Below are 14757 nucleotides of genomic sequence, written 5' to 3'. Positions count from 1 at the left end.
ACCTTGATAGTGACGGACAATTCACAAAAGAGGTCCTGTGTACCCTCCCTCGATCGCAGCCGAGCGCCCGGATTCCCTCGCTTTCGTCATGGCCGCCTCCGGCACCTCGCTGACGTACCGACAGCTCGACGAGCAGTCCAACCAGCTCGCCCACCTGCTGCGTTCGCGCGGCGTGGAAGCCGGAGCGTCGATCGTTCTGGTGATGGAGAACCGCATCGAGTGGCCGGTGGTCGTCGCCGCCGGTATGCGCTCGGGCCTGTACGTCACCCCGGTGAACTGGCACCTGACACCCGGTGAGCTTGCCGCGCTGCTCGCCGAGGCGGAACCGGCCGCGGTGGTCACGAGCGGTTCCCTCGCCGAGGCTGTCGCCGCCGCCTTGCCAGAGGATCGTCGGACGGTGGCCCTGTGTACCGACCGGGTCGAGGGATTCGCCCACCTCGCGACCGAGATCGCGAGTCAGCCGACGACCCCCCTCGCGGACGAGCTCTTCGGCGCCCGAGTGCTCTACAGCGGCGGAACGACCGGTCGCCCCAAGGCCTTTCGGCAGAAGCTCCTCGGTGTCCATCCGTCGCAGGCGCCCACCCGACACGCCGGGCTGGTCGAGAAGCTCGGCATCGACGCAAACACCGTGCTGCTCTCTCCGGCACCGAACTACCACGCAGCGCCGTTCACCTTTCAGCTGATGACCATGGCGGCCGGGGGCACGGTGGTGTGCATGGAGCGCTTCGATGCCTCCGGAGCACTCGCCGCGATCGCCGCCCACAGCGTCACTCACTCGCAGTGGGTGCCCACGATGCTGCTGCGTCTACTCGCCCTGCCCGAGCGTCACGCCATCACGCTCTCTCCGACCCACACCACTGCCGTCACCTCCGGAGCGCCGTGCCCGGCGGAGGTCAAGAACGCGATCAACGCCTGGTGGGGGCCGATCCTGCACGAGTACTACGGCGCCTCCGAGGGATACGGACACACCTACATCTCAGCGGCCGAGGCCGCCGCCCATCCAGGCTCGGTCGGCCGCCCCCTCGGCGGCACACGGGTCCACATCACCGACGCCGCGGACCTGCCCCTCCCCGCGGGGGAGGTGGGGCGGGTCTGGTTCGAGCCGCCGGCATCGAGCGCCTACATCAACTCCACCGATACGGGTACGAGCGCCGGCTGGAAGAGTATGGGCGATCGCGGTTACCTCGACAAGGACGGATACCTGTATCTCGCCGGCCGCGAGAGCTTCATGATCATCTCGGGTGGCGTCAACATCTATCCCGAGGAGATCGAGGCCATCCTCCTTCGTCACCCAGATGTCCTTGACGTCGCAGTCTTCGGCATCCCGGATCCCGAATTCGGCGAGCAGGTGAAGGCGATGGTGGAACTGCGAGACGGCGTCGAGGCCGACGATGCCACTGCGGCCGTACTGATCGACCATTGCAGGCGCAACCTGGCAACCTTCAAGGCGCCGCGCTCGATTGACTTCGTCGATCGGCTACCCAGGCTGCCCACAGGCAAACTCAACAAGAAGGCCCTGCGCGCCCCCTATCTGACCACCTCGTGACCTCGACACCACTCGCCGAACGATCCGAACAGGAGCCAGCCATGGTTCACACCGACAACGACCAGACCACCTTCGACATCCTGCACTCACTGCGGGTGAAGGGCCTCGCCGGCGACAGCGTGCTCAGCGGGCTGTCCGGGGTGGCGGTCGAGGACCTGCCCGACGCCCTGGGTCCGCTCGTCGAGCGGGGCTACGTCGTGCGCCGCGAGGGCCGGATGCCCGGGGCGATGCTCACCGCGGCAGGTAAGGCCGAACACCTCACGCTGCTCGGACAGGATCAGGCGACCGCCGGTGGATCCGAGGCGCTCGAGACGTTCTACGACCGGTTTCTGCCCATCAACTCCGAATTCAAGAAGGTGTGCCAACGCTGGCAGATGCGCGGCGAGGAGACACCGAATGATCACAGCGATCCGGGCTACGACGCCGAGGTGATCGATCGGCTCACCGTTGTCGATGCGCAGCTGCGCGCACCGCTGCAGGAGCTGGCCGGGGAGCTGTCACGATTCGGCCGCTACCTGCCTCGGTTCACTGCAGCGCTCGAGCGGGTCCGCGGCGGCGACATCGCTGCCTTCGCCCGCCCGTTGTACGACAGCTACCACGACATCTGGATGGAACTGCACGAAGACCTGATCGTCAGCTCCGGCCGCACCCGCGGCACCGCCGACGAGGGCTGAGCCGGCCGAGGGGCGCCGAACCCTGTGGGGGCGAGGCCGGTGGCGCCGGTCCCGCCCCCACACGATTGTGGCCACTCCACAGTGTGCGTGCCGCTCGTTCGGCAGTGGTGCGGGTACCGGCGCCCGCCGCCTGCTCGCACCACTGCCCGACGAACGTCGAGGTCAGGACTCCGCGATCGAGGCCGGGCGCGGCAACCACGCTTCGACCGCGTCGGCAACATCGGAATCCGCCGCGTCGGCGACGAGCGCCGAAATCGGTGTGATCGCGACGTACCCGTCCCGCACCAGTGCGGAATCGGTCGCGGTGCCGAGGCGCTCGGTGTTGGAGAACCGCAGCAAGCGCACGGCTTCGGAAGTGCGATCGAAGGTCAGCCCCAGCAGCCCGCGAGGCGCCAGGGGGGCCATCCGCACGCCCTTGACGTCGGCGAGGTCGAGGTCGGGCACGTTGACGTTGAGTACAGCTCGTGGTGCTCCGTGCTCGATCATCCACCGCACGACGGACACCGCTACCTGACCGGCGGTGTCGAAGCGGTGCTCGGGGGGAAATCCGCAGCTGACGGCGATTGCCCGGGTGCCGAGTGTCGACGCGGTCAGTGCAGCCGCGACCGTACTCGAATTGAGGATCATCCGGCCGGTGTTCGGGCCGGGGTTGACTCCGCTGACGACCAGGTCCGGAGGAGCCCCGAACACTCCGGCGCACGCAGCGAAGACCGCGAACGCCGGTGGCGCGTCGAGGCTGAAGGCATCCACCCCGGCCAGATGGTCGTATCGGCGTTGCTCGTAGGCGATCTCGGCGCCGTGTTCGAGCGTGCCCAACGACGACCCACTTCCGCTGCACTCCTTCCGGGGCGCCGCGATGGTGATCTCGTATCCCCCTCGCTTCAAGGCGGTGGCCAGTGCGTGCAGGCCGGGGGCGTCGATGCCGTCGTCGTTGGTGACCAAAATGCGCATGTGAGCGCTCCTTCCGCGCCGGCTCCACAGGGTCGCCAGCTCGAGCTTCAGTCCCAGGATTGTGACGCAAGATTCACATATTTGTCTACCGTCGAGACTTGGGAAGTGGCCGATCGGCCCGCAGCGGACATGTCGCAGTCGACCGCATCGACGCTTCACGTAGGTCGGACAGGCGGAAAAGTGGTCGTAGTAACCGGGGAAGCGGGCGAGTGTCCCGGTAGGCGCATCTGGCCAGCGCGCGAGGCACTGCAAATCAGATCCTTGACACAGTGACGCCACTCACATAAGAATGTGAATCTAGAGTCGCTAACACGATGGCGGCGTGCGTGCTCCGGCGAGACCGGACCTCCTCCCACCACTTCTTTCTGGAAGAAGGCATCCCATGGCTGAGTGGCCCATCAACGACACCGTGTCGAAGGTGTTCCCCCTGTATTCCCGTGCGAACGTCGGCGAAATCTTCCCCGATCCGATCAGCCCGTTGAACGCCTCGGCCGGCTTCCAGCACAACCTCGAACCCGGCTGGCGGGACGCCTTCGTCGCCTGCAAGGTGTGGAACCACGACCTCTACGACGCCACGGTCGAGAAGAACATCCTCCCGGCGTTCGGCAGCTACCTGTACATCAACATGTCCCTGATGCGGCTGTTCGGCGTCCGGGTCCCCGGAATGTCACCCGAGGCGGTCGATCTGCAGTACTTCGGCGACATGCCCGGCATCCCCAGCTACGACAGCGAAAAGCGGGACTTCGACGAGAACCCCGAGTTCGAGGCCACCGCCGGAGCATGGCTCGCCGACGAGGTCATCGGTGCCACCGGGCTGCCCGAGTACGACGCCGATCGCCGCGACGTCGAACGCATTCGCGCCGACCGGCCCGACATGAGCACACTGACCGATATGCAGCTGCGCGAACGGATCACCTCGTTCGACTACATCCTGCGTCCGCTGTTCAAACGGCACATCGAAGCCAGCCTCAAGTCCGGAGTGGGACTGGGCGCCATCGCACAATTCGCCGCTGCCGTCGGCCGGCCCGAACTCGCCCTGACCCTCGTCGGTGGAATCGGCGACGTCGATTCCACCGGTCCCTCGAAGCGGATGTGGAGCCTCAGCCGCGCCGCGCAGCAGCCCGCCGTCGGCGCCGAGTTCGACCGGGGCGTGGCCGACCTGTACGAGCGTCTGGGTGCGAGCACGGATCCGACCGTCGCCGCGTTCCGCAGCGACCTGGACGCCTTCCTGGGTGACTGGGACTTCCGAGGCCCTGCCGAGTGGGAGATCCGTGCAGTGACCTGGGGTGTCAAGCCTGAACTGGCACTGGCCACCATCGACCGTATGCGGGGTGTCGGCGACGACGAAGCCCCCGAGACCAAGGGCGTTGCCCGCGCGGCGGAGCGTGAGGCCGCAGCCACGGCCATTCGCGAGCTGGTCGCCGGTGATCCCGAGGCCAGTGCTCAGTTCGAGGCAGTACTCGCCGCCGCGGCCCTGTGGCTGCGCGGACGTGAGCGTGCCCGCACCACCGCTGCCATGGTCATCCACGAAATTCGTTTGCCTGCACGTGAATTGGGACGCCGCGGTGCCGAATCCGGGGCGCTCGACAGCCTGGAGCAGATCTACATGCTCTTCGCAGACGAGCTGGACACCTACCTCGCCGACCCGTCCGCGTTCACAGAACTCCTGCGCGAGAGAGAGAAGAGCTATCTCGAACTATTCGACGTCAAGCCTCCGTTCGTGGTTTCTGGAGACGTCCCGCCGCTCGAGACCTGGGAGCTGCGCACCGGCGGCGCCGTTGAGGCCTTGACCACCGGCGACTCGCTCGTGGGCGTGTCCGGCTGTACCGGCACCGTACGCGGAATCGCCCGAGTACTCACCACTCCCGATGACCCCTCCGCACTCGAGCCGGGAGAGATCCTCATCGCGCCGATCACCGACCCCTCCTGGACGCCGCTGTTCGTGGCCGCATCCGCGGTAATTGTCGATGTCGGAGCGCCCTTCTCGCATGCGGCAATCGTCAGTCGCGAAATCGGCATTCCCTGCATCGTTTCCGCAACCGACGCGACCAAGCGCATTCCCAACGGGGCACTGATCGAGGTCGACGGCACCACCGGCGTCGTGACGGTGCTCGAGAACCAGCCGGTCGCACAGTAGAAGGAGCAGAGGATGCACGCCACCGACGTTTGTGTGAACTGGCTGGATCGAATCCTGCACGACAAGGGTGTCCTCGGCTCAGCCGGCCACGTGACGAAAACGACGATCGAACCCATAGGCACCGGTTTGGTTGCTGACAGCTATCAGATCAAGATCTCGTACTCAGAGGGCAATCTCGGGCCGGAGTCGCTCGTCGCGAAAATGACCTCCGACAGCGAGGCAAGTCGCGCGGCCGGACGCACCGAACTCAACTACGCTCGCGAGGTCGGCTTCTACAACGAGATCGCGCCGAACCTCCAGGTTCGCGTCCCGGACTGCTTCCACGCCGAAATAGATTCGAACAACACCGAGTTCGTCCTGCTCCTCGAGGACATGAGTCCTGCGCGTCCGGGCAACCAACTGGCAGGCTGCTCGGTGGCCGAAGCGAAGCTCGCGATCGAACAGGCTGCGCGGATCCACGCTCCCTATTGGGCCTCCGACGAGCTGGAGGGAAACCCGTGGCTGGACATCTCGTCGAGCTATTGGCAGCGGTTCACCGAGATGATGCCTCAGTGGTATGCGGGGTTCGTGGAGCGTTACAGCGGCAGGCTCATCGATGACGATGTCGCTCTCGGGCAGGAATTCGTCGACAACATTGCCGACTACTACCGTGCACTGTCAGCGATGCCGTACACCATCCAGCACGGTGACTACCGGCTCGACAACGTCCTGTTCGATGCGCGCGGGGGTGAAGTACCGCTGGTCGTGCTCGACTGGCAGACAGTCGTGTACGGGCCGGGCGTGGTCGATGTCGCCTACTTCGTCGGCGGCGCACTGGATGCCCCGACCCGACGAATGAACGAGGACGCCATACTGCACCACTACCATTCGGAACTCGCTGCTCTCGGAGTCGACGGCTATTCGTTCGAGCAACTTCTCGCGGACTATGCCTGCGCGACGTTCCACAACTTCATCATCGGAGTAGCGGCCGCAATGCTGGTGGAACGAACAGAACGCGGCGACGAGTTGTTTCTGTCCATGGTCACCAACTCGCTCGCCCATGCAAGGGACCGTGACGGGGTGCGACACATCGGCGCCGGCGCGCTGACAGCGGTGAACCATGCATAGTCCCGCGTCCTCCGGCTCACCACAGGCCACCACAATGACCGAATACCTGCCAGAGCTCGGCTTCTACGCACTCGGCGGGCATGTCGAGTCTCCGCGTGAGATGTACGACGAGTTGGCCCTCGCCGAGCGACTCGGCCTGGGTACAGCGTTCTTTTCCGAACGATTCAACGTCAAGGAACTCGGGTCCCTGACGGGTGCGGCCGGCGCAGTGACCGAGCGACTCAACATTGCCACAGCCGTGACCAACCACAACACCAGACACCCCATGGTGACCGCTGCATGGGCGACGACGATGCACCGCCTGACGAACGGACGATTCGTTCTCGTCCTGGGACGGGGGCTGGCGCCTCAGCTCGAGGCCTTCGGCCTGCCCCCGATCACCACTGCCCAGATGGAGGACTTCATCGGTCTGATGCGGCGGCTCTGGCGGGGAGAAACCATCCAGGAGCACGCCGGGCCGGCCGGCAACTACCCCGCCCTGCGCCTCGATCCGACCTTCGACGAGGACATCCCGATCGGCTTGACCGCCTTCGGACCGGCCACTCTCGCTCTCGCCGGGCGAGCTGCGGACATCGTCGTGCTGCACACATACTTCTCCGACGACACCGTCGTGCGGTGTGTGAATGCAGTTCGCGCTGCAGCCGAGAAGGCGGGCCGCGATCCGAAGGCTGTCAAGGTGTGGTCCTGCTTCGCGACGGTTCCAGATCACCTGCCCGATGAAGTCCAGCTGAAGAAGACCGTGGCGCGACTGGCCACCTACCTGCAGGTCTACGGCGACCTGATGGTGAAGACGAACAACTGGGACCCCGCAGCGCTCCAGAAGTTCCGTGACGATCCCGTCGTCGCCGGGCTGAACGGCTGGTGCGATGCAGTCGCAACCCGTGCCGAAATCGAGCACATCGCCGAGATTCTCCCCGCCGAGTGGCTCGAAGCCGCTGCCACCGGATCGGCAGAGGCGTGCGCCGAGAAGGTCTCGTCCCAGTTCGACCTCGGGGTCGACGGAGTCATCATGCATTGCTCCACACCCGCAGAACTCGAACCGGTGGTCGCGGCATACTCGAGGCTTCCGTGACAACCCGGCGGAACTCGTCGAACTGTACGTGCCCCGGACGGAGCGCACGGGAGCCGCAACGGAGGCTCGCCATGCGGAAAATCAGCGGATATGAGCGTCTGCTCGGCCGAACCGATGAGTTCGGCGTGTCCCGGCGGTCTACCCGGTCATGAGGAAACTGATCTACGGGTACGGTGTGTCCCTCGACGGGTACATCAACGACCGCGACGGCAACATCGACTGGACCGACCCCGACGAGGAACTGCACCAGTTCCACAACGACAGATACCGCCAGATCGAGATCTCGCTGCACGGCCGGCGGCTCTACGAGCTGATGGCCGAGTACTGGCCGCACGTGCCCGACAACGCATCGAGCATCGAACGGGAGTTCGCCGACCTCTGGACAAACAAACCCAAGGTCGTCTTCTCGCGCACACTGACCGATGTCCAGTGGAACAGCCGCCTGGTCAGTGACAACGCGGTCGAGGAGGTGCGCAAGCTCAAGGCCGGGGGGGATGGCGTCATGGAGGTCGGTGGCGCGAACCTCGCAGCCTCGCTGATCCCACACGGTCTCATCGACGAGTACCAACTGTTCCTCTCGCCCGTGGTGCTCGGCGGCGGCACACCGATGTTCCCGACATTGGAGAAGTGTCTGTCGCTCCGACTGGTCGAGACGAGGCAGTTCCCCACCGTGCTGATGCTGCGCTACCTCGCCGAGTGAGGGGTCGTTCACCGACAACGACCCGGGGATGAGCAGTAGTGGAGGCACCGCGCCGCGGACTCGCGCCGTCAGTTCGCCTGCCTACCGGGCGTCTGTGGGCGGGCGTAGAGCCTTGCCACATCGGGGGAGTCGAGCCACTTGGAGTAGGTGGGCGACGTGGGCCACCCCTCGGGGGAGTCCTGCCACTCCTCCTGGCGGCCCCACGGAAGGATGTCGATCAGGGCGAAGGTGTAGCTGAGCTGTTCGGTTCCGCGGCCGGTGGTGTGCCAGGTGCGGTAGACCTTGTCACCGTCGCGAATGAACACATTGACCGCGAAGCCGCCGCCGGGCGGAGCGTCGACGTCGGCGCCGAACGAACTCTCCGAGGACGAGTACCAGTCCATCCTGTTGCCGACCTTGGCCCTGTAGGCCAGAGCTTCTTCGATGGGCCCGTTGGTGACGATCACCATGCGGGCGTCGTAGTTGTCGAGGATGCCCAGCCGGGTCCACTGCGACGTCAGGCCGGTGCAGCCGCCGCACTGCCACTCCGCACCGTCGGACCACATGTGGTGGTAGACGATGAGCTGCGAGCGGTCCTGGAACACATCGACGAGACGGATCGGGCCGTTCGGGCCGATCAGTGTGTAATCGGGCAGTTCGACCATCGGCAGCCTCCGGCGCTGCGCTGCGATGGCGTCGAGTTCACGGGTGGCGGCCTTCTCCCGCCTCCGCAAGTCGTCGAGCGCTGCTCGCCAGGTCTGCTGGTCGACGATCGGAGGTAGGGCGTTGGCGGTCTGCTGGGTCATGGCCTCTCCCGGAGTCGAATGGATCTGTTCTCCAGTGTCGACCGGATACGGACCCGAAAGTCATCGCGTTCTTGTCTGCAGGTGCCACTGACAGTCGATCTGCGAAGGGGATCGAGTAGCCCGGATGTCGACCAGCCGCGAGTTCGACCGCCCGGACGTCCTGCCGCGCCAGCGGGTGACGCTTCTTGACCGAGGCGATCCGAATCGGGCGTTGCGACAAGGGTGGGAATGCGGTGAAGCTGGCCGTGGCCGACTTCGCGGATCAGCGCACCGAGAGCGACGACCGGACCCGGCCGGCCGTGAGGTACGTCGCGATCATCAGCAGTCCGACGTAGACGTCGTTCTCGAACCAGCCGAACACGGTCTGCTTTTCCACCGTGAACGTGGTCGGGTAGTAGAAGACGCTGATCGCCAGCAGCACGACGAGGTAGGCGAGCACGCCGATCTGGGCCCAGGCCTCCTGTCGGCGCGCGAGCCACACCGAGCCGAACCCGACGGCGTAGAAGAGCCAGGCAGCAGGTGTTGTCACGGTGAAGGTCGGGTCTTCGATGCCTGTGACCGCTGCGTACCCGGTGTGGACTGCGGACAGTGTGAATGCAGCGGCGAGCACCCACGTGACGGCGCTGGTGGTCGCGGTGGCGGCGGGTGTGGTGGTGGCGGTGGTGGTCGGCATGGCTGGCTCCTTGCATCGGGCGACCCGCGCGGTCGCTGTACGGCCTGATCCTCGGTCGGAAGCCCGGCGGGCGAGAAGCCACAGCGGCGAACTGTGGGGGCAGCGTGGGGGTCGCGTGGCTGGGCGCCGGGCGCCTGCGCCGCACAGGCTGGATGCGTACCGAACACACCCACCCTGGAGGTCCGCATGAAAGTCGTCAGCCCCGCTGCCCCGCCCCGCCCCGACGTCAACGAGATGGTCGTCATCCACCGCGTCTTCCGGCGCGAGTTCACCGTGCTGCCGAAGCTGATCCGGGCCGTCACGGAGGGTGACGCGGCGCGGGCCGGGCTGGTCGCGGAGCACCTCACGCTGATCCTCGACGGGCTGCACATGCATCACACCGGGGAGGACGCGGTGTTGTGGCCGCTGCTGCAGGTGCGTGCCGCTCCGTCGACGGCACTCGTCGAAACGATGCAACGCCAGCACGAGCTCGTCGACGGCCGCACCGAGGAGGTCCGGACGCTGAGTGCGGTCTGGGCTCAGGCCCCGACGCCGATCGGCGGTGAGCAGCTCGCGCAGCTGGTCGAAGACCTGGCGACCGCGCTCTTCGAGCACCTCGACCTCGAGGAGCGGCAGATCCTGCCGCTCGTGTCGCGTCACATCACCGCCCCGGAGTGGCAGAGCCTCGGCGACCACGGTCGCGATGCGATGTCCACCCGGCAGCTCCCGCTGATGTTCGGTGCCATCCTCGAGGAGGCCGACGCCGACGAACGGGGCCGGATGCTCGCGCAGTTGCCGGCCCCGGTGCGTCTGTTCCTGCGCACGGTGGGCGCCCGTCAGTATCGGCGTTACATCACCCGCGTGCGCGCCGCGTGAGCCCGTCCACCAAGTCGGCGAGCTCGGGCGCTGCCGCGGCGCGGCCGGCGTTCCACGCTTCCTGGAATGCGTTGTCCCCAAGGAGGTCACGCGTGGTGGCGAGGTCCTGTGCCGCGAGCTCGCGGGACACCGGGAAGCGGGGGTCGACGGCGTCGGTCACCGACAGGGACGCCGACGCAGCGAGGAGCGTGGCAGCGGCCCGCGGCTCGGCCAGCCGCACGGCGACCCCGGCCAGGGCGGGCAGCGCATAGCTCAGCGGCCAGCTCATCCGAGCGTCGAGCGACCGCGTGATGGACTCGCCGAGCAGGGCAGCTGTGCCGGCGGTGTCACCCCGCAGAGCCGTGACCGTGGCCCGTCGCGTCAGGCAGGTGGCGAGGGTGAAGTCGTTACCGAGGCTCCGCGCGATCTCGAGCGCGCGGCCGAGCACCCGGTCTGCCTCGTCCAGGTCGCCGCGGACCAGCGCGAGCTGCCCGAACGCGACCAGCGTGTGCGCCTCGACCCACGTCAGGCCGGCTCCCGACGCGCCTGCCAGCGCCTCGTCGAGCAGGTCGCGGGCCTCGTCGAGCGCTCCCACGAAGACCGCGGCGTGCCCTGCCAGCGTCGCCGCCTCGGCTGTGAGGCCGGCGTCATCGACGCGACGGGCGACCGGGACGACGGCGTCGGCCACCTCCCGCATCCGGGTGATGTCACCGGTGGCGAACAGCAGACCCATCCGGCCGACCAGCGCTCTGGCGCGAACAGCGTCGGAGGCCGGCGGTTTCGCCCGGTCGAACCAGTCGAGCCCCTCGCGGGCATGTCCTCGCAGCGCGAGGTAGAGCCACAGGGTGGCCGCCAGCTCCGCAGCATCGTCGTCACGGTCGAGTTCGAGCAGACGCAGGTACGACGAGCGGAGGTTGGCGTGATCGGCCTCCAGCCGGTCGAGCTCGACGCGCAGAGCCGGACCGCGCAGCCGCGGGCCGGCGGCGAGGGCGCAGGAGTGGTACCACCGGGCGTGGCGATCGGCTGCCGCCGCTGCACCTCCGGCGGCAACGAGTCGCTGTCCGGCGTACTGCCGCACCGGCTCGAGAAGCCGGAAGCGCGGTTGGTCATCGGTCGGCGCGCTACGGGCGACCAGAGAGTGGTCGACGAGCACGGTGAGCGGGGCGAGCACGTCGGAGACCCCTGTCACCGAGGCGGCCGCGTCGAGGGTGAAGCCGCCGGAGAAGGCCGCGAGCTGCTCGAACACCGCGGCATCGGTGGGGGTGACGAGGTCGAGGCTCCAGCCGAGCGCGGCCGTCATCGTGCGCTGGCGTTCCGCGAGGTCACGCGGCCCCGGGGGCGCCTCGTGGACCGCGAGGCGAGCGAGCAGCGCCGTCGGGGTCAGCAGGCGCGCGCCCGCCGCGGCGAGCTCGAGCGCCAGCGGCAGCCCGTCGAGGCGACGACAGATGGCCGCCAGGACCGGAGCATTGTGTGCGTCGAGCGCCAGATCAGCTCCCGCCGCGGTGGCGCGGTCCAGGAGGAGCTGGACCGCCGCGGAAGTTCGCACGTCGTCGTACAGGTCGCTCCGGGGGAGAGGCAGCGGGCCGAGACCGACCTCGTGCTCGGACCGGACGCGCAACACAGCACGACTCGTCACCAGCAACACGAGCCCGGGGCACCGGGTCAGCAGGTCGGCCACCTCGGGTGCCGCATCGAGCAGGTGCTCGAAGTTGTCCAAAAAGACCAACGCCCGGCGACCCGCGAGTGAGGCGACCAGCCGGCCGGTGACGCCGCCCGCGCCGCGCTCGGGCAGGTCGACGGCGGCAGCGAGCTGCGGCAGGACCTGTGCCGGATCCCGGACGAGGGTCAGGTCGACGGCGACGGCGACGTCGTAGGTAGGAGCCAGCTGCTCCAGCACCGCGAACGCCACCCGAGTCTTGCCGACGCCGCCCGGTCCGGTGACCGTGATCAGGCGCCTGCCGGACGACACCAGCGCCGCGATGCGCTCGATGTCGCCGTCCCTGCCGATCAGGTCGGTGGCCGGCGCGGTCACCGACCAGGTGCCTGCGCTGTGACGCGCGGGACGCGCGGAGGCGGGAACCGCGGCGCCGAGGAGGGCGCGGTCGGCGTCGTCGAGGTGGAGTGCATCGGCCAGTGCCCGCACCGTGTGCGGGTAGGGCCGCTTCCGCTCCCCACGCTCGAGCGCGCTCACGGCCTTGACCGAGAGACCGGCTCGCTCGGCGAGCTCCTCCTGGGTCAGGCTGCGGGACGTGCGCAGACGCCGCAGGACGGCACCGAAGCTGTTCTCGTTCTCCTGCGCCACGGCAGGGACGCTAGCCCACTGGCGGCACCATGACACGATTGATGGGTAAAGCCTGCGGCGTTCCGTGGGACATGGGAGGAACCCTTTGTTCGGGATCCTCCCGGGTGTTCGATGTCTCCACCAACCTCGTGGCCCTGAATGACCGGCCGACCCGAGATCAGAACGGGGTCGGGTCGTCAAGCGCTGGATGGATGAGCGCGAGACGTGGATGGAGGGGCGTTCACCGATGGTGGGACGTGCTGGGCCGCATGTGGACTGGACAGGTTGACCAGTCGGTGATCCCACTTGACGGGGGCTCTTGATCACACAAATCCGGATGAGTTCCAGCCTGGTCCAGGCTGAGGGTGACCTTTCATCTCGCGGTTGTCGTGTTCGATGCGCCACCCCAGCTTTCTCAGGCGGGCCAGCGCGTCGATCGCGACCGGGTTCACCGGGAAGGGTAACAGCGTGTGCCCGATCAACCCGGGCCACAACAGAAATGGTGGCAATGGGATCAGTCGGTCGATGGCCCGTCTGAGTGGGCGCCGACGCTGTGGTCGCTCAGGCGCGTCGTTCAGGTCGAAGTGCCCGTTGCGCCATCTGGACGATGAACGACTTCGGGGGTCGCCAGACGTCGCGGTCCTCGAATGACCATGCGTAGGTCAGGGCTCCGTCCCGGATACAGTCGAGCAGACCCGGCGCGGCGAGCTCGTGAGATGACCACTCATAGAGCTGCTGCACCCTCGGGATGATCACCCCATAGTCCAGGAGTCGGCCGAATCCGAGCTCGGCATCGAGGTAGGACCGAACCCCCTCGCCGAGCGGGTACTGGTCCGGAAGTACGCGAGACAGCTGTAGGAAAATCCCGGTCATGCCCAGTCTCGGGTCACCCAGGAACGGGGCGAGAGGGCGTAGCCATCCCAGCGAGATTCGGGGGGCCGCGACGAGGGCATGGCTGAACAGGACACGGCAGAGCACGACGTTCATGAAGAAGCGCTCAGCCTCGTTCTCGGCCGCCGCCTGGTCGCGGTGCTCGAGGTAGGCGGCGACCACGCTCCCGTTGTGCGCCCGATACCAGGCCCGCGCGGTCGGGTAGTCAGCGAAGGACATCCAGAAGTCAACCGTCTGCGAGGAGGTCGGCCCGGTAAAGTCCCCGCTCAGGGCCACAGCCTCACACCCGTCACGAAGGATGCGCTCGTTCACTGCACGCCACCATGGACTACCAGGATGGTCGCTGGACAGTGGCTGGAGCAAACCTCGCCGGAGTTGCCATCGCATGAACGACATCGCCGCCCGTTGGAACGGGAGATGCCGCGGGGCCTTGCCGTACGGGCCGTAGTAGCAGCGCTGCATAAGCGCGATCCGGCCTGCCGGATCGTCGCGCACAGAAGCGATCTGCTGCTCGGCCCAGGCCGCGGCAGGAGCCCCAGCACTCACATCAACATGATCGCACGCGCTACCAGGGCTGGATCGCATCGCGACCATCGCGGCCGGCACGCGATCCTTGCGGGGCATCGGACGCTGAGGTCGTTGACCCTCAGGGACGAGGACGTCCCGGGCATCCGGGGCCATTCCAACACGCTGTTGGTGTTTGCTCGGCGCCTCGATCCGTGGGGCCGGTACCTCGGCGAGCGGGAACCGGAACACACACCACACCGACGACTGCGTCCTGCGCCTCCAGACGTCACGAGAAGTCCTCGGCCACCGCCGGATCCGGCAGATAGCGACCCCGCCCCGGTAACGAAATCCACGGATTCCGCGGTTCAACATCGACCACACTGCGGAAACAACCACTGGTGCCGCCACGAGAACACGACTCGGCCCGCATGGGAATCGCATGGCAACCAGGCCGAGAATCCGCCGAATGCGACCGTTCGGGCGAAGCTGCGATGGGAATGGGGGCCGAACTGGCGCAGCGCCTTGGGGTGTCGCGCGGCACCGTACGGCGCTGGCGGGACCGCTTCGTCGAACTGCGTTGCGACGGCCTGCTCGACGAA

12 protein-coding genes and 1 pseudogene are annotated in these 14757 nt (G+C 67.2%); 8 read left to right on the top strand and 5 right to left on the bottom strand.

The genetic code is table 11. The features are described from left to right. Positions 1-37 precede the first annotated feature (37 nt). Complete coding sequence (locus ACFYVR_RS16745; protein ID WP_387475035.1) at positions 38-1546, top strand: AMP-binding protein; 1509 nt, start codon at positions 38-40, stop codon at positions 1544-1546. A gap of 41 nt (positions 1547-1587) precedes the next feature. Beyond that, positions 1588-2220 (top strand): MarR family transcriptional regulator, encoded by a 633-nt coding sequence (locus tag ACFYVR_RS16740; RefSeq protein WP_387475033.1) that lies wholly within the window; start codon positions 1588-1590, stop codon positions 2218-2220. A 162-nt stretch (positions 2221-2382) separates the two neighbouring features. Here the strand turns inward: ACFYVR_RS16740 and surE are convergent, their stop codons facing one another. Then, positions 2383-3171, bottom strand: coding sequence for a 5'/3'-nucleotidase SurE (surE, locus tag ACFYVR_RS16735; protein ID WP_387475031.1), 789 nt, complete (start codon positions 3169-3171; stop codon positions 2383-2385). 382 nt (positions 3172-3553) lie between these two features. Here surE and ACFYVR_RS16730 point away from each other — a divergent pair, with 382 nt between their 5' ends. The 4 genes from ACFYVR_RS16730 to ACFYVR_RS16715 all read left to right on the top strand — a co-directional run bounded on the left by ACFYVR_RS16730 (position 3554) and on the right by ACFYVR_RS16715 (position 8187). Next, entirely contained in the window at positions 3554-5308 is a 1755-nt protein-coding gene (locus ACFYVR_RS16730) for a PEP-utilizing enzyme (protein WP_387475029.1), read from the top strand. A 12-nt stretch (positions 5309-5320) separates the two neighbouring features. Beyond that, complete coding sequence (locus tag ACFYVR_RS16725) at positions 5321-6415, top strand: phosphotransferase (RefSeq protein ID WP_387475027.1); 1095 nt, start codon at positions 5321-5323, stop codon at positions 6413-6415. Between the two features lie 34 nt (positions 6416-6449). Next, a complete protein-coding gene (locus ACFYVR_RS16720; protein ID WP_387475025.1) occupies positions 6450-7487 on the top strand; it encodes a TIGR03857 family LLM class F420-dependent oxidoreductase in 1038 nt (345 codons plus the stop codon). Positions 7488-7635: 148 nt separating this feature from the next. After that, positions 7636-8187 (top strand): dihydrofolate reductase family protein, encoded by a 552-nt coding sequence (locus ACFYVR_RS16715; protein ID WP_387475023.1) that lies wholly within the window; start codon positions 7636-7638, stop codon positions 8185-8187. 68 nt (positions 8188-8255) lie between these two features. Here the strand turns inward: ACFYVR_RS16715 and ACFYVR_RS16710 are convergent, their stop codons facing one another. After that, positions 8256-8972: a DUF899 domain-containing protein gene (locus tag ACFYVR_RS16710; RefSeq protein ID WP_387475021.1), complete on the bottom strand. Its 717-nt coding sequence runs from the start codon at positions 8970-8972 to the stop codon at positions 8256-8258. 262 nt (positions 8973-9234) lie between these two features. Then, a complete protein-coding gene (locus ACFYVR_RS16705) occupies positions 9235-9645 on the bottom strand; it encodes a hypothetical protein (RefSeq protein WP_387475019.1) in 411 nt (136 codons plus the stop codon). 186 nt (positions 9646-9831) lie between these two features. Between ACFYVR_RS16705 and ACFYVR_RS16700 the strand changes: the two genes are divergently transcribed. Next, positions 9832-10500, top strand: a complete 669-nt coding sequence (locus tag ACFYVR_RS16700) for a hemerythrin domain-containing protein (RefSeq protein ID WP_387475017.1) — start codon at positions 9832-9834, stop codon at positions 10498-10500. Here ACFYVR_RS16700 and ACFYVR_RS16695 read toward each other — a convergent pair. Further along, positions 10478-12781, bottom strand: coding sequence for an ATP-binding protein (locus ACFYVR_RS16695; protein WP_387475015.1), 2304 nt, complete (start codon positions 12779-12781; stop codon positions 10478-10480). The genes ACFYVR_RS16700 and ACFYVR_RS16695 overlap by 23 nt on opposite strands. A 540-nt stretch (positions 12782-13321) precedes the next feature. Beyond that, the gene (locus tag ACFYVR_RS16690; protein ID WP_387475013.1) at positions 13322-13963 is read right to left on the bottom strand and encodes a hypothetical protein; all 642 of its coding nucleotides are present in this window, start codon (positions 13961-13963) and stop codon (positions 13322-13324) included. Between the two features lie 689 nt (positions 13964-14652). On the opposite strand from ACFYVR_RS16690, the pseudogene ACFYVR_RS16685 reads away from it, so the two are divergent. Beyond that, positions 14653-14757, top strand: a pseudogene (locus tag ACFYVR_RS16685) (helix-turn-helix domain-containing protein); the annotation flags it as partial.

The sequence above is a fragment of the Rhodococcus sp. NPDC003318 genome (assembly GCF_042879035.1).
GTDB lineage: Bacteria > Actinomycetota > Actinomycetes > Mycobacteriales > Mycobacteriaceae > Rhodococcus_G.
Note: the sequence above shows the minus strand (reverse complement) of the source record. Positions and strands in the feature narration are given on the sequence as shown.